General features: G+C 68.4%; 23 protein-coding genes. 7 read left to right on the plus strand and 16 right to left on the minus strand.

Annotation, left to right across the window (positions count from 1 at the left end; genetic code table 11):
* Positions 1-7: 7 nt before the first annotated feature.
* The 6 genes from Q5Z10_RS03615 to Q5Z10_RS03640 form a co-directional block, all read right to left on the minus strand.
* The gene (locus Q5Z10_RS03615) at positions 8-403 is read right to left on the minus strand and encodes an EF-hand domain-containing protein (protein ID WP_303637982.1); all 396 of its coding nucleotides are present in this window, start codon (positions 401-403) and stop codon (positions 8-10) included.
* Positions 404-454: 51 nt separating this feature from the next.
* A complete protein-coding gene (rlmM, locus tag Q5Z10_RS03620; RefSeq protein WP_303637983.1) occupies positions 455-1,522 on the minus strand; it encodes a 23S rRNA (cytidine(2498)-2'-O)-methyltransferase RlmM in 1,068 nt (355 codons plus the stop codon).
* Positions 1,506-2,066 carry a nucleoside deaminase gene (locus Q5Z10_RS03625; RefSeq protein ID WP_004154307.1) on the minus strand — a complete coding sequence of 187 codons (561 nt, stop codon included), beginning with the start codon at positions 2,064-2,066 and terminating at the stop codon, positions 1,506-1,508. The genes rlmM and Q5Z10_RS03625 overlap by 17 nt, the downstream gene beginning before the upstream one ends.
* 96 nt (positions 2,067-2,162) lie before the next feature.
* Complete coding sequence (locus Q5Z10_RS03630; protein ID WP_303637984.1) at positions 2,163-2,882, minus strand: DUF6348 family protein; 720 nt, start codon at positions 2,880-2,882, stop codon at positions 2,163-2,165.
* A gap of 51 nt (positions 2,883-2,933) precedes the next feature.
* A complete protein-coding gene (locus Q5Z10_RS03635) occupies positions 2,934-3,587 on the minus strand; it encodes a hypothetical protein (RefSeq protein WP_303637985.1) in 654 nt (217 codons plus the stop codon).
* A gap of 43 nt (positions 3,588-3,630) precedes the next feature.
* Positions 3,631-5,379, minus strand: a complete 1,749-nt coding sequence (locus Q5Z10_RS03640) for a glutamine--tRNA ligase/YqeY domain fusion protein (protein ID WP_303637986.1) — start codon at positions 5,377-5,379, stop codon at positions 3,631-3,633.
* 239 nt (positions 5,380-5,618) lie between these two features.
* On the opposite strand from Q5Z10_RS03640, the gene Q5Z10_RS03645 reads away from it, so the two are divergent.
* Entirely contained in the window at positions 5,619-5,882 is a 264-nt protein-coding gene (locus Q5Z10_RS03645; RefSeq protein WP_046987838.1) for a putative signal transducing protein, read from the plus strand.
* Positions 5,883-5,912: 30 nt separating this feature from the next.
* Positions 5,913-6,578, plus strand: coding sequence for a peptide-methionine (S)-S-oxide reductase MsrA (msrA, locus tag Q5Z10_RS03650; RefSeq protein ID WP_303639132.1), 666 nt, complete (start codon positions 5,913-5,915; stop codon positions 6,576-6,578).
* A gap of 669 nt (positions 6,579-7,247) precedes the next feature.
* On the opposite strand, the gene Q5Z10_RS03655 is transcribed toward msrA, so the two are convergent.
* From Q5Z10_RS03655 to ahpC, 5 genes are all read right to left on the minus strand, one after another.
* Complete coding sequence (locus Q5Z10_RS03655) at positions 7,248-8,204, minus strand: transaldolase (RefSeq protein WP_303637987.1); 957 nt, start codon at positions 8,202-8,204, stop codon at positions 7,248-7,250.
* A 59-nt stretch (positions 8,205-8,263) separates the two neighbouring features.
* Positions 8,264-8,668, minus strand: coding sequence for a nucleoside diphosphate kinase regulator (rnk, locus tag Q5Z10_RS03660; RefSeq protein WP_303637988.1), 405 nt, complete (start codon positions 8,666-8,668; stop codon positions 8,264-8,266).
* Positions 8,669-8,790: 122 nt separating this feature from the next.
* Complete coding sequence (locus Q5Z10_RS03665) at positions 8,791-9,756, minus strand: LysR substrate-binding domain-containing protein (protein WP_303637989.1); 966 nt, start codon at positions 9,754-9,756, stop codon at positions 8,791-8,793.
* 79 nt (positions 9,757-9,835) lie between these two features.
* Positions 9,836-11,428: an alkyl hydroperoxide reductase subunit F gene (gene ahpF / locus Q5Z10_RS03670; protein ID WP_303637990.1), complete on the minus strand. Its 1,593-nt coding sequence runs from the start codon at positions 11,426-11,428 to the stop codon at positions 9,836-9,838.
* 225 nt (positions 11,429-11,653) lie between these two features.
* On the minus strand, positions 11,654-12,217 hold the full coding sequence (gene ahpC / locus Q5Z10_RS03675; RefSeq protein WP_004144811.1) for an alkyl hydroperoxide reductase subunit C: 564 nt from the start codon (positions 12,215-12,217) through the stop codon (positions 11,654-11,656).
* 307 nt (positions 12,218-12,524) lie between these two features.
* Here ahpC and prmC point away from each other — a divergent pair, with 307 nt between their 5' ends.
* Complete coding sequence (gene prmC, locus Q5Z10_RS03680) at positions 12,525-13,382, plus strand: peptide chain release factor N(5)-glutamine methyltransferase (RefSeq protein ID WP_303637991.1); 858 nt, start codon at positions 12,525-12,527, stop codon at positions 13,380-13,382.
* A gap of 49 nt (positions 13,383-13,431) precedes the next feature.
* Positions 13,432-14,373 (plus strand): prolyl aminopeptidase, encoded by a 942-nt coding sequence (gene pip, locus Q5Z10_RS03685; protein ID WP_303637992.1) that lies wholly within the window; start codon positions 13,432-13,434, stop codon positions 14,371-14,373.
* A 104-nt stretch (positions 14,374-14,477) separates the two neighbouring features.
* Here pip and Q5Z10_RS03690 read toward each other — a convergent pair whose 3' ends face one another.
* Positions 14,478-15,362 (minus strand): LysR family transcriptional regulator, encoded by an 885-nt coding sequence (locus Q5Z10_RS03690; protein ID WP_303639133.1) that lies wholly within the window; start codon positions 15,360-15,362, stop codon positions 14,478-14,480.
* A 105-nt stretch (positions 15,363-15,467) separates the two neighbouring features.
* Between Q5Z10_RS03690 and Q5Z10_RS03695 the strand changes: the two genes are divergently transcribed.
* Positions 15,468-16,880, plus strand: coding sequence for an MFS transporter (locus Q5Z10_RS03695; RefSeq protein WP_303637993.1), 1,413 nt, complete (start codon positions 15,468-15,470; stop codon positions 16,878-16,880).
* Complete coding sequence (locus Q5Z10_RS03700) at positions 16,877-17,548, plus strand: DUF7716 domain-containing protein (protein ID WP_303637994.1); 672 nt, start codon at positions 16,877-16,879, stop codon at positions 17,546-17,548. The genes Q5Z10_RS03695 and Q5Z10_RS03700 overlap by 4 nt, the downstream gene beginning before the upstream one ends.
* Positions 17,549-17,644: 96 nt before the next feature.
* Here the strand turns inward: Q5Z10_RS03700 and Q5Z10_RS03705 are convergent, their stop codons facing one another.
* The 4 genes from Q5Z10_RS03705 to Q5Z10_RS03720 are packed head-to-tail and all read right to left on the minus strand — an operon-like array spanning position 17,645 to position 20,496.
* Positions 17,645-18,442 carry an N-formylglutamate amidohydrolase gene (locus Q5Z10_RS03705; RefSeq protein WP_303637995.1) on the minus strand — a complete coding sequence of 266 codons (798 nt, stop codon included), beginning with the start codon at positions 18,440-18,442 and terminating at the stop codon, positions 17,645-17,647.
* Positions 18,435-18,989 carry an NUDIX hydrolase gene (locus tag Q5Z10_RS03710; protein ID WP_303637996.1) on the minus strand — a complete coding sequence of 185 codons (555 nt, stop codon included), beginning with the start codon at positions 18,987-18,989 and terminating at the stop codon, positions 18,435-18,437. The genes Q5Z10_RS03705 and Q5Z10_RS03710 overlap by 8 nt, the downstream gene beginning before the upstream one ends.
* Positions 18,986-19,918, minus strand: coding sequence for a 5'-3' exonuclease (locus Q5Z10_RS03715; protein WP_303637997.1), 933 nt, complete (start codon positions 19,916-19,918; stop codon positions 18,986-18,988). The genes Q5Z10_RS03710 and Q5Z10_RS03715 overlap by 4 nt, the downstream gene beginning before the upstream one ends.
* Positions 19,915-20,496, minus strand: a complete 582-nt coding sequence (locus Q5Z10_RS03720; RefSeq protein WP_303637998.1) for a nitroreductase family protein — start codon at positions 20,494-20,496, stop codon at positions 19,915-19,917. The genes Q5Z10_RS03715 and Q5Z10_RS03720 overlap by 4 nt, the downstream gene beginning before the upstream one ends.
* Before the next feature lie 332 nt (positions 20,497-20,828).
* Here Q5Z10_RS03720 and pacR point away from each other — a divergent pair, with 332 nt between their 5' ends.
* Complete coding sequence (pacR, locus tag Q5Z10_RS03725; protein WP_303637999.1) at positions 20,829-23,156, plus strand: PacR family protein; 2,328 nt, start codon at positions 20,829-20,831, stop codon at positions 23,154-23,156.
* Positions 23,157-23,193 lie beyond the last annotated feature (37 nt).

The raw sequence follows: 23,193 nt of genomic DNA on the forward strand, positions 1-23,193 counted from the left end.
GCCGCAATCAATCGATCAGCCAACCGGCCAGGTCGGCACGGTCCAGCCTGCCGCGGCGCTTCACGTCCAACGCGTTGAACTCATCGGCCAATGCCGGATTGGCCTGCGCTTCCTCGCGGCTGATGAAACCATCGCCGTTCACATCCAGCGTAGCGAAGTGGATGCGGTACTGGCCGACCACACTGCTCGGTTCCAGCGAACGGACGATGACCTGCGCTTCGCCGGCCGGCTGTGCCAGCTCGACGCTGCCGGTGACCCGCCCGGCCGCCAGCGGCTGCTGGCGGATCGCGCCGCCGGTGGGGCCCAGCGGCTGGCTCTGCGCCGGGGTGTGCGGCAACTGCTGGGCCAGTGCCGGGGCGGCGGCCAGCAGTGCGATCAGCAGCGGAATCGATCGATGACGCATGCATTCTCCTTGCTCGGTAGCGCCGGGCCGTGCCCGGCGGTGGGTGCTGCCTCAGCGCAGCGGCGAGGCCAGCACCGTGATCTCCTCACGGTCGTGATAGAGCTGCTTGGCACGCACCACCAGTGGCTTGCCTGCCTGCTCCTGGAACAGGTCCAGGCACAGCCGGGTCTCGTCCCAGCGCTTCTTCATCGGCAGCTTGAGGTTGAAGATGGCGTGCCGGCACCAGCCTTCGCGGAACCAGGTGGCCATGCGTTCGGCTACCCGGCGTGGCTGCTCGACCATGTCGCAGACCATCCAGTCCAGCGGCTGTTCCGGGTGCCAGTGGAAGCCGTCGGCACGCAGGTGCTCGACCAGGCCGGTATCCAGCACGTGCTGGCGCAGCGGGCCGTTGTCGATGCTCAGCACGTGCATGTGCTGGCGGGTCAGCACCCAGGTCCAGCCGCCCGGTGCGGCACCCAGGTCAGCCGCGCGCATGCCGGGCTTGGCCAGCGTCTCGCGTTCTTCCGGGGTCAGCAGGGTCAGCAGCGCCTCATCCAGCTTCAGCGCCGAGCGCGAGGGCGCTTCGGGCAACAGTTTCAGGCGCGGGATGCCCAGCGCCCACGGCGCGCTGTCGGCCGGGTCGGCCACGCAGACGAAGGCGTGGGTGCCGTCGACGAACACCACGTGCAGGCGCGGCAGGCGATTGTTGGGCTTGTCAGTGAGCTTGCCGGCCTTGCGCAGCGCCGGGCGCAGCGCGTTGCCGAACGCGCGCGCCAGCCCGGACAGCGGCTTGCCGGCGTCCGAATCGGGGTGCTCCACCCAGAGGTCGCCGAAGCGCGGCGCATCGGCCAGCACTTCCAGCATCGGGGTGATGCGGTCGGCCGGGTCCAGCTGCGGCAGCTCGGCCAGCACCACCAGCTTCTGCCGCGCGAAGATCAGCTCGCGCCAGCGCAGGCGCGGTGCCAGTGCCGCAGCTTCGTCGCACATGAACAGCACGTAGCCATCATTGCGCTGGGTGCGCGCATAGCCGGCGAAACCGGCTTCACCGGCGCGGAACTGCAGCTCGCCGGCCAGCTCGGGCTCGAAGCCCTGGCGGCACAGGCAGAGCAGGCCGATGCCGGTGTCAGTAACGGGCGCCATCGCTTTCCCCATAGGCACGCAGCACGCTGCGCGCGGCGTCGCGGTTCAGGCCCTGCACCACTTCGATGCCGCGCTTGTTGAGCTCGCCGACCCAGTCGGCCGGCAGCGGGCCTTCATCGAACGGGGTCAGCTCTTCGACGTCGGCCGAGTTGGCACCGATCAGCAGGCGGTCGATACCGGCCCACACAGTGGCGCCATAGCACTGGCAGCACGGCTGCGAACTGGTGGCCAGGGTGACCGGGGACAGCACCGCGTTCAGGCGCGGCGTCTGCAGGCGCTGCTGGGCCAGCATGTAGGCCATGTTCTCGGCATGCGCCAGCGAGGTCGCGTGCGGCATCACCCGGTTCACGCCGGCCGCGATCACCTTGTCATCGGGACCGAACACCACCGCGCCGAACGGGCCGCCGCTGGCGTGCTCGACGTTCAACCGCGACAGCTCGATCGCCAGCGCGACCTTGGCCTCATCGCCCGGATATCGACGATCCAGGTCGATCTGGTCGTGGATCCAGGCGGGAAGGGTCAGGTGGACTTGCGCGTACAGCATCGCGGGGGTGCCTCGTGTGGGATGGAAGAAAGTGCGGTTGCTTGGGAAACCGGCGCGCAGTGTAGCCGCACCGGCCTGTACCGGGCGTGGGCGGGATCAGGCGGGCGCGCCGGTGCGGATCACCACGTACTGCTTGCGGAACTCCAGGCCGGCCTGCGGCCAGCTGGCGGCATAGGCACGCAGCAGGGGCAGGGCGGCGCCGAAGTCATGGCCGTTGACCCGGCAATCGGCTTCGCACAGGCCATCGGCATCGCGCGAGGCGAACAACCGGATGGCCAGGAACGGGCGTGCCTTCAGCAGATCCTCAAAGGCATCCATGCTGCGGGTGAACAGGCAGCACGGGCAGGAGCCGTGGTCGTCCGCGCTGCAGGTGGCTGCATCCACCTCCTGCGCGCGGTAGTGGGCCAGCGGCCCCAGCACCACGGTGCGCTGATGTTCCTGGCCATCGTCAGCGGCCGGATAGGTCAGCCCCATCATCGGCAGGCCCTGCGCATCGTCGGCACCGATCGCGGTCTGCAGCGTCGCCAGATCCACCTGCACCCAGGTCTGGAAACCGGAGCGCAGTGAGGCGTGCTCGTCCGCGCCGTTGGCATGCTGGTATTCGAACAGACCTTCGGCGAACAGCCCGGGATGCTGGGTCTCGATGACGGTGGAGGTCTGCCAGCCGCCTTTGTCGCGCGCGTGCGCGGCCATTGCGTGCGGGGTGAGGCGCAGGCCGCTGTCCAGCAGCAGCGCGCCGCCATCGACGCGGCTGGCGATGCCGCCCTCGTGCAGGACCTGCTGAAGCAACGGAAGGAGCGCGTGGGAGGGAGTCATGTCGGGGCCTGTCGGAGGAAGGAGGGCACCGCCATCAGGCAGGGCCTGGAACTAGCGGTCGAGTGCGTCGAGTTCGGCGCGATAACGCTGCGCGTCGGGCTGCTGTTGCGGGTCGCTGCCATGATCGCGCAGCCAGGTTTCCAGTTCGCGGCGATAGGCCGCGCGGAAATCGGCATTGCCCGGGCTGAAATGCAGCTTGCGCGCCGCCACCTCGACCCGCTCGCGGGCGCTGGCCCGGGCCTGGGCGATGCCGTGCGGGGATTCGTTGGTGAGGATGACGAAGTTGCGCGGGAAACCCGGCGTGTACTTCACCACGAACGGCTGGTCGGGCGCCGGGATGCGGATGGCGTTTTCCAGCGGCCACAGCGAGGCGGTGTTGGTGTGGAACACCACTTCCACGTCGCGGCCTTCGGCGGTGCGCAGCACCGCTTCATAGCGCCAGATGTACTGCTCGTTCATCGTCGAGCTGGTGCGCTCGGACTTCACGATCACCGCTTCACCGCGCTCGCCCACCATATGGAGGAAGGCGGCGTTGAGGAAGTGGCCGAGGAAGATGTTGAGCATCGCCAGCGGGAACACCACGATGGCGTAGCCCGGAAAGCGCCGCCACCACGAGACCAGCCCGGCCAGCAGCATCGCCGAAAAGAACGTCAGCAGCGGATGCTGCGAGATGAACCAGAGCAGGGCGGACAGGGCGGTGATCATCGTCGCGGGCGTGCGGGCGCCGTCCTGGCGCCCGCGCAGGTCCTCAGGCCGACCAGGTGTCGCGCAGGGTCACGCTGCGGTTGAACACCGGCTTGGCTTCGCTGTGGTCGCGGCGGTCAGCCACGAAGTAGCCGGTGCGCTCGAACTGGAACGACTGCTCCGGCGCGGCGCTGGCCGCGGCCGGCTCGACGTAGCCGGTGACGGTGCGGCGCGATTCCGGATTGAGGTAATCGCGGTAGGTCTTGCCTTCCGATTCGTCGTCCGGGTTCGGCACCGAGAACAGGCGGTCGTACAGGCGGATCTCGGCCGGCACACCATGCACGGCGCTGACCCAGTGGATGGTGCCCTTGACCTTGCGGTTGGCGCCTTCCATGCCCGGACGCGATTCCGGATCCAGCCAGCCACGCAGCTCGGTGATGGTGCCGTCGGCATCCTTGATCACTTCATCGCAGCGGATGATGCCGGCACCGCGCAGGCGCACTTCGCCACCGGGGACCAGGCGCTTCCAGCCCTTCGGCGGCACTTCGGCGAAGTCCTCGCGGTCGATCCACACTTCGCGTGCGAACGGCACTTCGCGGCTGCCGAAGCTCTCGTCCTTCGGGTGGTTGCTGAAGGTCAGCTGCTCTTCGTGGCCTTCCGGCAGGTTGGTCAGCACCAGCTTGACCGGATCGACCACCGCCATGCGGCGCGGCGCGGCGCTGTCCAGGTCTTCGCGCAGCGCGCCTTCCAGCACGCTGAAGTCGATCAGCGAATTCTGCTTGCTGATGCCCACGCGCTCGGCGAACAGGCGCATCGCCGCCGGGGTATAGCCACGGCGACGCAGGCCCTGCAGGGTCGGCATGCGCGGGTCTTCCCAGCCATCCACCAGCTGTTCGGTGACCAGCGCCATCAGCTTGCGCTTGCTCATCACCGTGTAGTTGATGTTCAGACGCGAGAACTCGATCTGGCGCGGCTTGGCCGCTTCGCGCGGCAGGCCGGCATCGACCAGCGGCTGGGTCAGCGCGTCGTCGTGGGCGAAATCGACGTTGTCCACGCACCAGTCGTACAGCGGGCGGTGGTCTTCGAATTCCAGCGTGCACAGCGAGTGGGTGATGCCCTCGATCGAATCACCCAGCGCATGGGCGAAGTCGTACATCGGGTAGATCGGCCACGCGTTGCCGGTGTTCTGGTGTTCGACGTGCTTGATGCGGTACAGCGCCGGATCACGCAGGTTGATGTTGCCGCTCGCCATGTCGATCTTCGCGCGCAGGGTACGCGCGCCATCCGGGAACTCACCGGCACGCATGCGGCGGAACAGGTCGAGGTTTTCCTCGACGCTGCGGTCGCGCCACGGCGACGGGCGGCCCGGCTCGGTCAGGGTGCCGCGGTAGGCGCGCACTTCCTCGGCCGACAGGTCGCAGACATAGGCCTTGCCCTGTTCGATCAGCTTCTCGGCGGCCAGGTAATAGGTCTGGAAGTAATCGGAGGCGTGGCGCAGCTCGTTCCACTCGAAGCCCAGCCAGCGCACGTCGTCCTGGATCGCGGCCACGTACTCCGGATCTTCCTTGGCCGGGTTGGTGTCATCGAAGCGCAGGTTGCAGACGCCGCTGAACTCGCCGGCGATGCCGAAGTTCAGGCAGATCGACTTGGCGTGGCCGATGTGCAGGTAGCCGTTCGGTTCCGGCGGGAAACGGGTCTTGATCGCCTGGTGCTTTCCGCTGGCCAGGTCCTCGCGCACGATCTGGCGGATGAAATCGCGCTTTTCGTGGCTGTCGGCGGGGGTCTCGGGGCTGGCGGGGATATGCTCGGACATGAGTCGGCGAAAAAGAAAGGCAGAAAGACCAACAGTCTAGCGCGTACGCGACAGGGTTGCCGCTGCGCCCGCCGGGCACGGCCCCCGCGCCGCTGGCGTCGGGCCATGCAACCCCCGCACAGGTATCGCCGGGGCCATGCAACCCCTGCACCGGTAGCGCCGGGCCATACCCGGCGGGCGCAGCGGCGGGGTTCACCGCCCCGGGCGTATGCTGGAGGCCTGTCCCACGGAGCTGTCCAATGCACATCGTGTACAAGGCCGACAACCTGTTCGATGCCCACCTGGTCAAGCATGCGCTGGAGGATGCGGGTATCCCCGCCTTCGTGTTCGGCGAATCGTTGCTGGGCGGCATGGGCGAACTGCCGCTGTTCGGGGTGCTGCGGGTGGGCATCCCTGATGCGGCACGGCCGCAGGCCGAGGACATCGTGGCCGCGCTGGACTTGGGGCACGCCCCGGACGACCCCATTTCAGATGCAGACGACATTGCCGGCCTTCCGGCGTAGGAGCGCATCATGTTGGGAATCGGACAGGGCATCCTGGGCATCGGAGCCTTCAAGCAGCGCCTGCCGCGTGCCGAGGAGGCGCTGCCGGGGCGCGATCAGCCGTTGCCGCTGCACAGCAACCAGCACTTCGTGAACAGCCATCCGCTGAAGGACCGTTTCGCCGGCCTGCAGCAGATCCGCTTCGCGCTGGGCTGCTTCTGGGGCGCTGAACGCAAGTTCTGGACCGAGCCGGGCGTGTACAGCACCTCGGTCGGCTATGCCGGCGGGATCACCCCGAACCCGACCTATGAAGAGGTCTGCTCGGGCCTGACCGGGCACACCGAGGTGGTGCAGGTGGTGTTCGACCCGGCCGTGGTGAGCCTGGAGCGGCTGCTGCAGCTGTTCTGGGAAAGCCACGACCCGACCCAGGGCATGCGCCAGGGCAACGACACCGGCACCCAGTACCGCTCGGCGATCCACGCCACCGACGAGGCGCAGTACGCCGCGGCGCTGGCCAGCCGCGAGGCCTACCAGGCGCAGCTGGAGGCGGCCGGCTACGGGCCGATCACCACCGAAATCGTGTACCCGGCGCCGACGTACTACTACGCCGAGGACTACCACCAGCAGTACCTGGCGAAGAATCCGAACGGGTATTGCGGGATTGGTGGCACCGGCGTGAGCTGCCCGATCGGGCTGGATGTGGAGGGGCCGCGCTGACGCGCGGTGGTCCGCCTGCGGCGGGCAGAAGCTGAAAGCAACTGCCAAAGCCAAGGCCAAAGCCAAGGCCAAAGCCAAAGCCAAAGCGGCTCTGGGGTGCTGAGGGTTGGGCGGGACGGGGGCGGCTGGCAGGACACGCCGTAAACCCGTCCCTGGGGCCTCGATGGCGCCATCCATGGCGCCAACGGTCCTGCCAGCCGCCCCCGTCCCACCTTCGACAGTTTCCCGGTGACGGTGGGCAAGAGCATTGGTTGGTGACGAACTGATGGAAAAGAAAAAGGACGCGGCCTTCGCCGCGTCCTTTTTGTTTGATCCTGCAGTGTCTTCCGTAGAGCCGAAGGCAGCGGCAGGAGCCGCTGCCAACGTCGCTTGCGACGGCCCGGAGGGTGCCGGTCAGGACGTCCGGCATAGCCATGCTCGGCTGCGAGCAAGCGAAGCGCGCGACCCGCTTCTGCTCTTCTTTCTTTCTTCCGTGGCGGGCGGCCACCGGAAACTGTCAGAGGGCGGGCGGGTTGGGTTCGCGGGAGTGTCCGCCGCATGGATGCGGCGGCCAAGCCTCCAGGGATGGATTCACGGCGTCTCCCGCGAACCCAACCCGCTCGACCCAGCGCGGCTGTTGCTTCAACGCGACCAAGCCCCCGCCACGAGGGGCTCAGCCGTTCGCCGGAATCACAGCTCCGAACGGATCCGCTCGCGCAGCGCCTGCAGATCCTTGGCAAACGCCTCGATGCCGGTCGCCAGCTTCTCGGTGGCCATCGGGTCGGCCGCCAGATCCGCTGCGAACGTCGCCGCATCGATCGGGGTCACCGCCGCGCCGTCGGCGGCACCGGCCACCAGCTTGCGCGGCAGCTCGCCGTGGTCGGCGTCCAGCTTTTCCAGCAGGTCCGGCGAAATCGTCAGCCGGTCGCAGCCGGCCAGCGCTTCGATCTGCGCGGTCGAACGGAACGAGGCGCCCATCACCACCGTCGGCGAACCGCGGCGCTTGAACTCGGCATACACGCCGCGCACGAAGGTCACGCCCGGGTCTTCATCGATGCTGGCCGGGGCCTGGCCGTTGGCCACGTACCAATCGAGGATACGGCCGACGAACGGCGAGATCAGGAACGCGCCGGCTTCGCTGCAGGCCAGGGCCTGGGTCGGGTTGAAGATCAGGGTCAGGTTGCAGTCGATGCCCTCGGCCTGCAGGATGCGCGCGGCTTCCACGCCTTCCCAGGTCGCGGCGATCTTGATCAGGATCTTCTCGCGCGGCACGCCAGCGTCGGCGTACATCTGGATGAACTGGCGGGCCTTGGCCACGGTCGCGGCGGTGTCGTGCGCCAGGTCGGCATCGACCTCGGTGGATACCCGGCCCGGTACCAGCGTGCTCAGCAGCGCGCCGACGCCGATGGTCAGGCGGTCGGCCACGGCGTGCACCACGGTTTCGCGCTCGCCGGACTGCTGGCGGCCCCAGGCCAGTTCGCGTTCGATCAGCTCTGCATAGACCGGCAGGTCCAGGGCCTTCTTCACCAGGGTCGGATTGGTGGTGCAGTCCACCGGCTGCAGGCGCTTGATCGCCTCGTAGTCACCGGTATCGGCAACGACCACGGACAGTTCGCGCAGCTGGGACAGTTTGGACGGGGTACTCATTACGGCTCCTGGTGCAGGGGAATTGCAGGGGAACGGATCGCGCGCAGTGCGCGGCGGGGTCAGCGGCGGTCGTTGTGGACAGCACTCACGCGCAGCCGCAGCTTGCGGCCACCGGGGGCGGTCCAGTCGATGCTCTGGCCGACCGCCAGGCCCAGCAGGGCGCTGCCGACCGGGGCCAGCACGGACACCTTGCCTTCATCGACATTGGCTTCGCGCGGGAAGACCAGCGTCAGCACATGCTTCTCGCCTGACACTTCATCTTCGCATTCCACGCGCGAATGCATCATGACGATGCCTTCGGGAATCTGGTCCACCGGCAGTACCGTGGCCCGGTTGAGTTCGTCGGCAAGCGCAAGCGCGGCCGGGGTCTGGCTGACGGCAGGGGAGTCGAGCATGGCGTCCAGACGGTCCATGTCGAGGGTGGAAACGATGATCGACGGCGGCAGGCCGCTGGCGGTGTTCATGGTGGCGCTCCTTGGTTGAAAGCCATGCAAAAGGCGGCGCCTGCTGGCGCCGCCTGACTGTATTGTGGGGACAAATGCGACCGGAATCGACTCCCGGCGGTTTCGGGCCGGGCGGCTGTGTCTCAGCCGTTCAGCACCGGTGCGGGCAGCGCCGCAGCGTCGTCCTGGGCTGGCCCCAGCGCTTCCAGGGTGAACAGCGCATGCGGCAGGCGCTTGAACTGGTCGGCCAGTTCCAGCAGGAACTCGTTCATCGCCGAGCTGCGGCGCCAGACCATGGCGATGCGGCGGCTCGGCCGGCCTTCGCCGACGAAGTCGAGCAGGCGGATGTTGGTCGAGCGCGGCACCGGCGGTTGCACCGACAGACTCGGCAGCAGGGTGATGCCGACGTCGGCGGCCACCATCTGCCGCAGGGTCTCCAGGCTGGTGGCGCGGAACTCGGACTTCTCGTTGGCACCGAACAGCCGGCACACTTCCAGCGCCTGGTCGCGCAGGCAGTGGCCGTCTTCCAGCAGCAGCAGTTTCTGCGTGGCCAGTTCCTGCACGTCCAGGTGCTCGCGCTGGGCCAACGGGTGGCGCCCGGAAACGGCCAGCAGGAACGGTTCTTCGAACAGGAATTCCGCGTGCAGCTGATCGTCGATCACCGGCATCGCCAGCAGCGCGGCATCCAGCCTGCCTTCGCGCAGGCGCTCCAGCAGCACATCGCTCTTTTCTTCCACCAGCAGCAGCTCGAGCTCGGGGAAACGCGTGCGGATGCGCGGGATCACATGCGGCAGCAGATAGGGGCCCAGGGTCGGGAAGATTCCCAGGCGCACCGTGCCCGCTTCCGGGTCGCGGCTGCGGCGCGCCGCTTCCTTCAGCTGCTCCACCTCGGCCACGATCACCCGCGCCCGCGCGGCGGCTTCCTGCCCGGCAGGGGTCAGCATCACCTTGCGCGGTGCACGCTCGACCAGCGGCAGGCCCAGTTCCTCTTCCAGCTTGCGGATCTGGGTCGACAGCGTGGGCTGGCTGACGAAGCAGGAGGCGGCGGCCCGGCCGAAATGCTTGTGATCGGCCAGGGCCACCAGGTACTTCAGGTCACGCAGGTTCATCCTAGACCTCTCGGGGTATTCGACCGGCAGGGCGTACCCAGCAGGCTGATGGTGCTCCCGTTGATCTGGGAACGTGGGATCAGGCTGCTTCGGCCACGGCACCGCTGCTCTTGGGAACGGACGAGCGGATCAGGTGGTCAAAGGCGCTGAGTGCGGCGGTCGAACCGGCGCCCATGGCGATGATGATCTGCTTGTAGGGTACCGTGGTGCAATCACCTGCGGCGAACACGCCGGGCAGGTTGGTCTGCCCACGGTCGTCGATGACGATCTCGCCACGCGGCGACAGCGCAACGGTGTCCTTCAGCCATTCGGTGTTGGGCAGCAGGCCGATCTGCACGAAGATGCCTTCCAGGTCGACCCGGTGGGCATCACCACCGACGCGGTCCTTGTAGACCAGCCCGGTGACGCGGCTGCCATCGCCCAGCACCTCGGTGGTCTGTGCGCTGGTCAGCACGGTGACGTTGGCCAGGCTGCGCAGCTTCTTCTGCAGCACTTCATCGGCGCGCAGGCTGGAATCGAATTCCAGCAGGGTTACATGCGACACGATGCCGGCCAGGTCGATGGCCGCTTCCACGCCGGAGTTGCCACCGCCGATCACCGCCACCCGCTTGCCCTTGAACAGCGGGCCGTCGCAGTGCGGGCAGTAGGCCACGCCCTTGTTGCGGTACTGGTCTTCGCCGGGCACGTTCATCTGCCGCCAGCGCGCGCCGGTGGACAGGATCACCGAACGCGACTTCAGTACCGCGCCGTTCTCCAGCTGCACCTGCACCAGGCCGTCTTCGCCGGCCGGCAGCAGCGCGCTGGCGCGCTGCAGGTTCATGATGTCCACGTCGTACTCGCGCACATGCTGTTCCAGCGCCGTGGCCAGCTTCGGGCCTTCGGTCTCCTTCACCGAGATGAAGTTCTCGATCGCCATGGTGTCCAGCACCTGGCCACCGAAACGCTCGGCGGCGATGCCGGTGCGGATGCCCTTGCGTGCGGCGTAGATCGCCGCTGCAGCACCGGCCGGGCCACCGCCCACCACCAGCACGTCGAAGGCGTCCTTGGCGGCGATCTTCTCGGCGTCGCGCTTGCTGGCATTGGTGTCCAGCTTGGCCACGATCTGCTCGAGGGTCATGCGGCCCTGGTCGAACACTTCACCGTTGAGGTACACGGTCGGCACCGACATGATCTCGCGCTGCTCGACTTCGTCCTGGAACAGCGCGCCGTCGATGGCCACGTGCTGGATGCGCGGGTTGAGCACCGCGGCCAGGTTCAGCGCCTGCACCACGTCCGGGCAGTTCTGGCAGGACAGCGAGAAGTAGGTTTCGAAGCGGTACTCGCCTTCGAGGTTCTGCACCTGCTCGATCAGCTCGGCGGTGGCCTTGGACGGATGACCGCCAACCTGCAGCAGCGCCAGCACCAGCGAGGTGAACTCGTGGCCCATCGGCAGGCCGGCGAAGGTCAGGTGGATGTCCTGGCCCGGGGTGCCCAGGTCGAAGGACGGCACGCGGCCCTGGCCATCGCGCAGCACCTGCAGCGAGATCCTGTCCGACAGGCTTTCCAGGGTCTGCAGCAGTTCCAGCATCTCCTGCGACTTGGCGCCGTCGTCGGCGTGCGCGGTGATCTGGATCGGGCGGGTCACGCGCTCCAGATAGGTCTTCAGCTGCGACTGCAGGTTGGCGTCCAACATCGGGTCATCTCCTGGCTTCAGGCAAACAGGGGGCGTGGCACCGCTGTAGAAGGTAGCGGACCAGCGGGAGGTAGGGGTGAACCCAAGACAGCGACCGTGGAAGGGGCTGGCTGGCCAAGGCGGGCGAGCGTTGGCTGTCTTGGGTTCACCCCCACGCCGGCGGGGGGACCGGCACGGGGATGAAGGGCGCGCCGTGGCGTGGGGCCACGGCAGGCCGGTACTGCTTTAGATCTTGCCGACCAGGTCCAGCGACGGGGTCAGGGTCTTCTCGCCTTCCTTCCACTTGGCCGGGCACACCTGGTTCGGGTTGGCGGCGGTGAACTGGGCGGCCTTCAGCTTGCGCAGGGTCTCGGACACGTCACGGGCGATCTCGTTGGAGTGGATCTCCAGGGTCTTGATCACGCCTTCCGGATTGATGATGAAGGTGCCGCGCAGGGCCAGGCCTTCTTCCGGAATATGCACGCCGAAGGCGTTGGTCAGCTGGTGGGTCGGGTCGCCGACCAGCGGGAACTGGGCCTTGCCCACGGCCGGCGAGGTTTCGTGCCAGACCTTGTGCGAGAAGTGGGTATCGGTGGTGACGATGTAGACCTCGGCGCCGGCCTTCTTGAACTCGGCGTAATGGTCAGCAGCGTCTTCGATCTCGGTCGGGCAGTTGAACGTGAAGGCTGCCGGCATGAAGATCAGGACCGACCACTGGCCCTTCAGGGTGCTGTCGGAGACCTTGATGAACTCGCCATTCAGGTAAGCATTGGCTTCGAACGGCTGGATCTGGGTGTTGATCAGGGACATCGTTTTTCCTCTGGGTGAAGGGGAGTGGGTGAATCGACAGGAGCTAGGTTAGCGGCTCGCTATCGATAAGGACAATGCATTGATTTCATCTATTCGATAGACGAAAGCTATCATATGCCGCTGGGCATGGCGTGAATCCGGCCGGCATCATCCTGCAACTGTCTGTGTGACAAGGAAAATCATCCCAACGGGCTGACCGGTGTCGATAGCTCCTCCTTATTCCCGCCTGCGGCAACCTGAACGGACGGCAGCGGCCGGACAGGCCCGCCCCTACAATTGACGCCCGCTGTGACTGCCCGTGCCTGCCATGCCTGCTGATTCCGAACCGTCCCTGCGCCAGGTCGTGGCCGAGGCCAGTGCCCGGCTGGGCGGCGTCGACGCCCGCCATGAGGCCGAGCTGCTGCTGCTGCATGTACTCGACTGCCCGCGCAGCTGGCTGTTCACGCATGCCACCGAACCGCTGGCCGCGGCCGACCAGGCCGCCTTCGAAGCCCTGCTGGCACGCCGCGCGGCCGGCGAGCCGGTGGCCTACCTGACCGGTCGCCGCGGCTTCTGGACGCTGGACCTGGAGGTGGATCCGGCGACGCTGATCCCGCGCCCGGAGACCGAGCTGCTGGTGGAACTGGCGCTGGACCGCCTGCCGCTGGACCGCGCGCTGCAGCTGGCCGACCTCGGCACCGGCAGCGGCGCGATTGCGCTGGCGCTGGCCAGCGAACGGCCGCAGGCGCAGGTGCTGGCCACCGATGCCAGCCCCGGTGCGCTGGCGGTCGCTGCGCGCAATGCCGCGCGCCATGAACTGCGCAACGTGCGCTTCGCCGAGGGCGGGCACGACTGGTATGCGCCGCTGCAGGGGGCGCGCTTCGACCTGATCGCCAGCAACCCGCCGTACATCGCCAGCGACGATCCGCATCTGGAACAGGGCGACCTGCGCTTCGAACCGGCCACCGCGCTGGCCTCCGGCGTGGATGGCCTGGAGGACATCCGCCGCATCATCGACGGCGGCCAGGCCCATCTGCTGCCTGGCGGCTGGCTGCTGATCGAGCACGGCTGGGACCAGGGCGCGGCGATCCGCGCGCTGTTCGACGCCGCCGGTTTCGCGCAGGTGCAGACCGTGCAGGACCTGGAGCAGCGCGACCGCGTCACCCTGGGCCAGCGCCCGGCCTAGAATGGAGGTTCTCCTGCCAAGGGCAGGGCACCACCGAGGAGCTGCAAGCATGCGTACGCTGTACCCCGCCATCACCCCCTACGACGTCGGCACCCTGAAGGTCGATGACCGCCACACGCTGTACTTCGAACAGTGCGGCAACCCGGAGGGCAAGCCGGTGGTGATGCTGCACGGTGGCCCGGGCGGCGGCTGCAGCGACAAGATGCGCCAGTTCCACGACCCGGCGAAGTACCGCATCATCCTGTTCGACCAGCGCGGCGCCGGTCGTTCCACCCCGCACGCGGACCTGGTGGACAACACCACCTGGGACCTCGTTGCCGATATCGAAACGCTGCGCGAGCACCTCAAGGTCGATCGCTGGCAGGTGTTCGGCGGCAGCTGGGGCTCGACCCTGGCGCTGGCCTATGCCGAAACCCATCCGCAGCGCGTGACCGAACTGGTCCTGCGCGGCATCTTCATGCTGCGCCGCTGGGAGCTGGAATGGTTCTACCAGGAAGGCGCCAACCGCCTGTTCCCGGATGCGTGGGAGCACTACCTGAAGCCGATTCCGCCGGTGGAACGTCATGACCTGATCTCGGCGTTCCACCGCCGCCTGACCAGCGACGACGAAACCACCCGCCTGGAAGCGGCCAAGGCGTGGGCGGTATGGGAAGGCGCGACCAGCTTCCTGCATGTCGATGATGACTTCATCAACAGCCACGAAGACCCGCATTTCGCCCTGGCCTTCGCACGCATCGAGAACCACTACTTCGTCAACGGCGGCTTCTTCGAGGTGGAAGACCAGCTGCTGCGCGACGCGCACCGCATCGCCGACATCCCCGGCGTGATCGTGCACGGCCGCTACGATGTGGTCTGCCCGCTGGCCAACGCCTGGGACCTGACCAAGGTGTGGCCGAAGGCGAAGCTGGAGATCACCCCGGCCTCGGGCCATTCGGCGTTCGAAGCCGAGAACGTGGACGCGCTGGTGCGCGCCACCGACAGCTTCGCCTGATCGGTAGTGCCGGGCCATGCCCGGCGGCATTCCATTCCGCCACCGCGATGTGACTCGCCGGGCATGGCCCGGCGCTACCAGCCTCATCCACGCACGGCGCGGATCTACCAATCGCCGGCCAGCAACGCGTCGGCCAGCACCTGCAGCTTCGGTGAATGCTGCCGCGACGGCGGGTAGATCAATGACAGCGCGCGGCTGCGGCCCTCGAACGGCTGCAGCACGCGCTGCAGGCGACCATCGGCCAACGCGTCGGCCACGGCGAAATCCATCACCTGCACGATGCCGATGCCGGCGATCGCCGCTTCCACCAGCGGATCGCCACTGTCGAACACCATCCGCGTTGGCGGGGTGACCTCACACAGCTGTCCGTCCAGCAGGAACTGCCATTCGACCACGCGACCGCTGCGCAGGTTGCGCACTGCCAGGCAGGCATGATCCTGCAGCGCGGCGACATCGGCCGGCGCTCCACAACGCGCCAGATAGGCCGGGCTGGCCACGGTCACCCAGCGCAACGGCCGCAGCGGGCGGGCAATGATGCGCTGGTCGGCGATGACGCCGGTACGCAGGGCGGCGTCGAACCCTTCCTCGACCAGATCGACCAGGCGATCGTTGAGCACCGCCTCCACCTGCAGCTGCGGATGCTGCTGCAGCAACGGCCCCAGCAACGGCACCAGCACCTTGCGGCCGAACATCGACGGCGCGCTGATCTTCAAGGTGCCCGAGGGCGTGCACGGACGATCGGCCAGCTGCCGCTCGGCGTCACCCAGGCCGGCCAGCAGCGGCGCCACCTGCTCCACGAATTGGCGGCCATCCGGGGTCAGCGCCACGTTGCGGGTGTTCCGCTGCAGCAGCTTCACCCCCAGCGTGGCCTCCAGCCGGCCGATCGCCCGCGACAGGCCGGACTGGCTCAGGCCCAGCTGGCCGGCGGCCACGGTGAAGCTGCGCGCCTCGGCCACCTGCACCAGCATGCGCACTGCATTGAGGTCCATCGAGGCTCCATTCATGCTGAAAATCATGACAGATATGGCTGGCCAGGGGTTTATTGATTGGCGCGCATCAATGAGACTGCGCTCCCCCGTCGATGGCCACTGCCGATGTCCCCTCTGAAACACCCGCGCTGGGCGCTGACCCTGCTGGCCACCGCCCAGCTGATCATCGCCCTGGACGCCACCATCATCTTCGTCGCCCTGCATGACATGGGCCGCGCGCTGCAGATCAATGCGCAGCAGCTGCAGTGGGTGGTCAGTGCCTACACCGTGGCCTTTGGCGGCAGCCTGCTGCTGGGCGGCCGTGCCGCCGACCTGATCGGCCGCCGCCGCTTCTACCGGCTGGGCATGCTGCTGTTCGCGCTGGCCTCGCTGCTGGGGGCGCTGGCGCCGAACGCCACGCTGCTGATCATCGCGCGCGCGGCACAGGGCATCGGCGCGGCGCTGCTGTTCCCGGCCACGCTGGCACTGATCAACACGCTGTACGCAGAAGGGCCGGTGCGCAACCGCGCGCTGGCGATCTGGAGCATGGCCAGCGCGGTGGGCCTGGCATTGGGCACGCTGCTCGGTGGGGTGCTGACCCAGGCGTTCGGCTGGCCGGCGGTGCTGGCGGTGATCGTGCCGCTGGCTACCGCGTGTGCGGTCGCGGCCGGTGCATGGCTGCCGGCCGACGGCCCGCGTGCGCAGGGCCGTTCGTTCGATCTGGCCGGCTGCATCACCGTCACCCTCGGCGGCAGCCTGCTGGTGACCACGCTGGTGCAGGGCCCGGAATGGGGCTGGACCGCGCCGGCCACACTGGGCTGCCTGCTGCTGTCGGCACTGCTGCTGGTGGCCTTCGTGCAGATCGAACAGCGCAGCCGCGACCCGCTGATGCAGTTCGCGCTGCTGCGCCTGCCCGGCCTGCGCGCCGCGCTCGGCCTGACCTTCGCCTTCATGAGCAGCTACGGCGTGCAGTACTACTTCATGGCGCTGTATTTCCAGGATGGCTACGGCTGGAGCCCGCTGCAGGCCGGGCTGGCGTTCCTGCCGGCCACCGCGGTGTGCACGGTCGGCATCCAGCTGGCCGAGTGGATGCTGCAGCGCTGGAGCGCGCGCAGGGTGCTGGTGACCGGGCAGCTGGCCGGCGCCGCCGGTATCGCCTGGGTGGCGGCCCTGCTCCCGCATGGCGCGGACTTCTGGCCGCTGCTGCCCGGCGTGATCGTGCTGAGCATCGGCCAGGGTATGACCTGGACCTCGATGTGGATCGTGGCCGGGCAGGGCGTGCCGGCCGCACAACAGGGCGTGGCCTCGGGCATGGCCGCGACCGCGCAGCAGATCGGCGGCGCGCTGGGCCTGGCGGTGCTGGTGATGGTGGCCAATGCCGGTGCGGGCGTTGCAGGTTCGGCCAGCGCGCTGGCCGGGCTGGTGCATGCCGAGTACGGCGCCGCACTGTTCGCCCTGTTGGGCGCGGTCATTGCCCTGGGCCTGCGCCCGGCAGCGGTAGACTCACCTGCTCCTGTCTGCCTGACCAACGACACATGATCGAACTGCTGGACCTGCGGCAGACCCTGCACGCCTTCGCCGCCTGCATCGACGACCACGCGGTGTACCGGTCCTTTGGCTGGGTGCACGCCACCGAGGGTGACCTGCTGCAGGCGCGCTTCTGGTTGCCGCCTGACGAGGAGACTGCGTTCGACGATGACAGCGACGTGCCGGCAGCGGCGCGTGCGCTGGGGCTGACCACCTACCTGGAGCCGGCCACGTTTGCCGATGTGCTGGACGTGCAGAAGCGCCAGCGTCCGTTGTCCGATCTGGCCGATTACGCAGGTGCGCTGGCGTACTACCACGAGTACGACGCGTTCCAGCAGGTGGACGGTATCGACGAGGCGCTGGGTGAGGCGACGGCCGAAGACCAGGCCGCGGCACGCGCTGCCGGTGTGGGCGCGGGCATCTTCGCCTCGTTCGAGCTGCAGCTGCTGGCCTGTGCGGCGGATCAGCTGAAGGCCGCCGCACAGTGCGTGGCGCGCCTGCACGGGGTGCCGGTGGGCGAGGCGCTGGCACGTTGCCGCGCACTGCCGCTGTTGCTGGGCGAAGCCCTGGACCGCGACCGCGCGCAGGTGGTCAAGCAGGAATTCGAAGCGATCGGCGCGACCGTGCAGGTACGCGGGTTCAAGCCGTTTCCGTGGATGGACGCGCCACGCCTGCGGTAGGGCCGGGCCATGCCCGGCGACATCGGGATCCACCGCCACGTTGTGCCTCGCCGGGCATGGCCCGGCGCTACCGCCCTTCGATGGCGTGGATGGCGGTCATGCCGCCGCCAGCAACTCCGGCTGCAACGCGCCGAGAATCCGCGCCAACCGTTGCGCCCACGCCTGCTGCCCGGCGCTGTCGGCAATCAGGTCCTGGCGGATTTCCAGCTCCACGTGCACCAGCCCGCGGCCTTCGCCGTGCACCGGTACCGCGTAGTCGCTGGTGCTGCTGACCGAATACGGTTCGTTGTCACCCACCACCAGATCGCCTTCGTCGCGCAGCGCCTGCAGCAGGGCCTGGGCGAAGCGCGTGTCCTGGTGGTACAGCACCCCGGCATGCCATGGGCGCTGCACGCCGTTCATCACCGGGGTGAAGCTGTGCATCATCACCAGCAGGGTGGGGCGGCCGGCATCGCGGCGCGCGTCCAGCTCGGCAGTGATGCGCGCGTGGTAGGGCGCGTGGATGGCATCGATGCGCTGCTGGCGCTGTGCCACCGACAGCCCGGTATTGCCGGGCACCACGGTGTGGTCGCTCACGTCCGGGATCAGCGTGGGCGAGGCCAGCGGCCGGTTGCAGTCAATCAGCAGCCGCGAATAGGTCTGCTCGATCGCCCAGGCGTCGAGCAGGCCGGCCAGCGCGCGGGTGGTGCCGGCAATGCCGATATCCCAGCCGATATGGCGGTCCAGTTCGGCCTGCGCCAGGCCCAGCCGGGCCAGTGCGCGCGGCACCTGCTGGCCGGCATGGTCGGCCAGCAGCACGTAGGGCGACGCGCCCTGTGCGCGGTGGATCGTGTACAGCGCGGGATCGTCGGCACCGAGCAGTGCCGGCACCGCATGCAGGTCGGCGTCAGCCACGCGGGCGACCGTCCAGGTGGTGCTCGATCATCCACAGCCCGGCCCACAGCTTGGCGTCCAGCTCGTAGCCTTCGCCCATCTTCTGCACCAGCCAGGCGGCAGCCTGTGCGCGCGGGATCTCGTGCACGGTGATGTCCTCGCTGTCATCGCCGCCACCGCTGCCGACCCGGCGCAGCCCGGTGGCGCGCACGAAGGCGATCTTTTCGCTGCTGGCGCCCGACGAGGTGGGGCCGATCATCAGCACCTCGGCGTGCTCGGCGGTCCAGCCGGTTTCTTCTTCCAGCTCGCGCACGGCCGAAACCTCGATCGACTCGCCCGCGTCGACGTCGCCGACCAGCCCGGCCGGCATCTCGATGGTCGGTGCCTGCAGCGGCACCCGGAACTGCTCGACGAACAGCACCTTGTCCTCGGGGGTGACGGCGATGATGATCGCGGCAAGGCCACCGGCATGGGTGCGCTCGCTGTATTCCCAGCTGCCGCGCACCACCATGCGCTGGTACTTGCCTTCGTAGACGACTCGCGGTGCTTCGGTGTTGCGCTGGCTCATGCGAACTCGCTGGAGGTAGGGACGGAATCGGAAATGCCGGCAGCGGCGAACAGCCGTCGGCGGGTCATCGGGCCGAAGCGCAGGGTCTGGCACAGGCCGCCCAGCAGCTCTGCATCGGCGGCCTGCCGCAGCATGCCGGGCTGACAGCCTTCCAGCGGCGCGTCCAGCGCGATGGTGGTCAGCTGCCGCCAGAGCTGGGCGTGCTCGCGCTGCTCGCGCAGGCGCACCGCCATCTGGGCCGCGCCGCGCAGACGCAGGAACGGCACTTCGTCCAGGCGTTCGTAGAGCACGTCCAGGCTGCCGAAATGGGCCAGCAGCACGGCGGCCGATTTGGCGCCCACGCCGCTGATGCCCGGAATGTTGTCGACGGCGTCGCCGCACAGTGCCAGGTAGTCGGCGATCTGGTGCGCGTGCACGCCGTGCCGTGCCTTCACCCCGGCCACGTCCCAGCGCTGGTTGCGCGCGTAGTCCCACTGCTCGTCGTGGTCCAGCAGCAGCTGTGACAGGTCCTTGTCGGCGGAAATGATCACGCCGCGGTGGCTGTGGCGGTGGCCGTGCAGCGCACTGCCGATCAGGTCGTCCGCTTCGTAGTCGTGGTGGGCCAGGACCACCAGGCCCAGCGCCGCGCACAGCGCCTTGCAGTGCACGAACTGGCGCTTGAGCGCTTCCGGCGCCGGGTCGCGGTTGGCCTTGTAGGCCGGATACAGGCGATGGCGGAAGCCGCTGTCGAGGGCTTCGTCGAAGGCGATGGCGATGTGCTGCGGCCGCTCACGTTCCAGCAGGTCCAGCAGGAAACGGGCAAACCCGTGCACCGCATTGGTCGGCCAGCCCTGGCTGTCCTGGAATTCGTCGGGCAGCGAATGCCAGGCCCGGAACACGTAGATGCTGGCGTCGACCAGGTACAGCGGCGGCACGGCCGGCAGGCTCATGCCGGCGGGGTCCAGTCACGCAGCAGGGCCGCGGGGTCCGGGCGCTCGCGCTCGGGAACCTCGGCCTTGGGCGTGCCGATATGGATGAAGCCTGCGATGCGTTCGCCTTCAACCAGCCCCAGATGGGCCTGCACGGCCGGGTCGAAGGCCATCCATGCGGTCAGCCACTGCGCGCCGAAGCCCAGCGCCTGTGCGGCCTGCAGCAAGGCGAAACAGACGCAGGCTGCGGTCATCAGCTGTTCCTGCTCGGGCACCTTCGGGTCCGGGCGCGGGCTGGCCACCACCACGATCACCAGCGGCGCGTGGCTGAAGCGCTGGCGGTCCTTCTCGAACACGGCGTCACCGGCATGCGGATCGCGCTGGCGGCTGCGTGCGGCCAGAAAGTCGCCCAGAGTGTGACGTGCATCGCCGGCGATCTTCAGGAAGCGGAACGGCACGCGCTTGCCGTGGTCGGGCACCCGCACCGCCGAGGCCAGCATGCGCAGCAGGGTGGCCGGGTCCGGCCCCGGTTCGCCCAGTTGCCGTGACGGCACCGAGCGGCGGGCATCCAGGGCGTGCAGGGCAGCAGGGTCGGGCATGGAGTCTGAACCGGTCATCACGGGCTGCTGATTATAGTCGGGGTGGTCGATGACGCCGTTTGTGTCGCGTCAGCCCCCTGAACAGCAAACTGTGATGAACATCATGCCACTGGCGGATCACGGAGCGGCGCTTCCCCTCGCCTCACAGCCCCTGCACGGCTTACGATACCGGTTATTGCCGGGCCACCGGTCATGAGGTTTGAAGTGAGGACTGTTTCACTGTCCGTGACGGGCTGGCCGGCCTACCATCGAGGGACCGGTACATGGGGTGTACCGGCCGTCGCGATGTCCATGATGTCTGTCGCACCAGAGAAGGTGGGGAGCCTTCCCGAATGATGAGCGCGCCCACTCGGATGGGAATGCCAGGCCGTGACCCGGTCCAGCTCCAGCTTGCCCGGGACCTCGTCCTGCCGGCGTTGTGCCAGGCCTTTGGCGCGGCACTGGCCCGGTTCGACGATGCCCTGTTCGACCGCGCCGGCAATGCCGGCTCGTCGCAGTTGCTGTTCCTGGATGCGATGCGCGAACTGCGCCGCCGCCGCGAGGAGATCGCCGCTGCCTTCGCCGGCCACCTCGGCCGTGCCTGGGCCGGCCTGGCCGAGGGCGAGCCGCTGTCGGCCGAAGTGACCCTGTCGGGGCAGGTCGAGGATGGCCTGAGCCTGGTGCCCGAGCATGTGCTGGAGTCCCGGCTGGCGGTGCGCAATTTCGCCACCGTGCTGCTGCGCGACTTCAAGCCGGTGCTGGGGCGCCTCGACCGGCGCCTGGGCTGGCTGGGCGGCGGTGTGGAACTGGATGCCGACCGCAACCCGATCAGCCCCGAGCATCTGGGCGTGGCCATCCACGAAGCCTTTGCCGGCTGTGAACTGGCGCCGGAAGTGCATCTGGTGCTGATCAAGCTGTGCGAGCGCGACCTGCGTGCACCGGTCGGCCGCATCTACGAAAAGCTGGACGAGCATCTGGCCGCAGCCGGCGTGATGCCGCAGATGGGGGCCCCGCGGCGCCCGCTGGCGGCAACGCCGCCGGCGCATGCCACGCCCGGCCTGGAAGACCTGGTCGAGCCGCGCACGGGCGCAGGCTTCGACAACGAATTCAGCGACGAGGAACAGGCCGCACCGGCCTGGGCGCAGCGGTTTGCCGCGCGCTGGTCCGAACGCCGCGGGCACATGCAGCAGCAGAGCGGTCCCGGTGCTGAGGAACCGCTGTCCGGCGACGCCTATGCCGGCCAGCAGGGCATGTTGCTGGAAGCCCTGCACGAACTGCTGCAGCAGACCCGCCACGTCCGCGAGGACGCGACGTCCGCCGCGCAGGTCGCGGTCGGCCAGCATCGCCCGCTGAGCCAGCGCGAGATGATGTCGGTGCTGTCGCTGCTACAGGCCACGCCCAGCGCGACGCTGCGCGCGGCCATCGGCGAAGACGGCGAATCGCTGGCGCAGCGGCTGAAGAGTGAAGTGCTGTCCAGTGCCACCCGGCTCGGCGTGGATCCGGGCCAGACCCGCCTGGACCCGCAGGACGAAGATGCGATCGACCTGGTCGGCATGCTGTTCGACGTGATGCTGGATGAGCGTGAACTGGAAGGCCGCTCGCGCGAACTGATCGGCCGCCTGGTGGTGCCCTTCGTCAAGGTCGCCATGCTCGATCGCCGCATGTTCGTGCAGAAGACCCATCCGGCGCGCAAGCTGCTCAATTCGCTGGCCGAAGCCTGCGAGGGCAACACCGGCGAGAGCCAGGCCGAGCGCATGCTGATGGCCAAGGTGGAGGAGATCATCGAGCGCCTGGTGGCCGAGTTCAACGAGAACCTGGCGATCTTCCTGACCCTGGAAGAAGAGTTCCGCGATTTCCTGGTGCAGCACCGCCGCCGCGTGGAAATCGCCGAGCGTCGGGCTGCCGAAACCCAGCGCGGCCAGGAAAAGCTGGAAATGGCCCGCACCCGTGCCGGCGCCGAGCTGGATCGCCGCATCGCCGATGCGACGTTGCCCCCGGCCATCGCCGGGTTCCTGCGCCAGCCGTGGCAGCATCATCTGACCCTGGCGCTGCTGCGCGAGGGCGAGGAGGGCGCATCGGTCGCCGAGGCGCTGAGCCTGGGCGATGGCCTGCTGGAGGAAGTGGCCGAAGCCCGTCGGCAGATCATCGGCAAGCCGTGGCTGCAGGCCTGGCAGCCGATGCTGGCCAAGGTCTTTGCCAGCGTGGGCGTGCATGGTGATGCCGCCACCGCGGCCATCGACGCATTGCACGACACGCTGCAGGGCATCGCCGAATCGCGGCCGGAACTGCAGCGCGCGCTGCCCGAACTGCCGCAGGTGGTGCTGCCGGCGCCGCCTGCGCCGGAAACCCCGGCGGTGGAACTGGGCGGCACGTTCAACACCGACGATTTCGACAACGCCGACGCCGACCGCTTCCGGCGGATGGAGATCGGCAACTGGCTGGACTTCGTCGACAAGGACGGCAAGGTCCAGGCCGGCAAGCTGTCCTGGATCAGCCCGATCTCCTCGCGGCTGCTGTTCGTCAACCGGCGTGGCGTGCGCTTCTGCGTGGCCTCGCCGGAAGAACTGGCGGTGATGGTGCGGCTGGGCCGGCTGCGCCCGCATACCGACGACGGTGCCTTCGACAGCGCCATGCAGGGCGTGATCGATCGGCTGGATCCGGGCAGCGCCACGCTGCACTGACCCGCGCGTGCCTGCTAGGATCGGGCGAACTCACCGA

This window comes from Stenotrophomonas sp. 704A1, from assembly GCF_030549525.1.
Classification (GTDB): Bacteria; Pseudomonadota; Gammaproteobacteria; order Xanthomonadales; family Xanthomonadaceae; genus Stenotrophomonas; species Stenotrophomonas tuberculopleuritidis.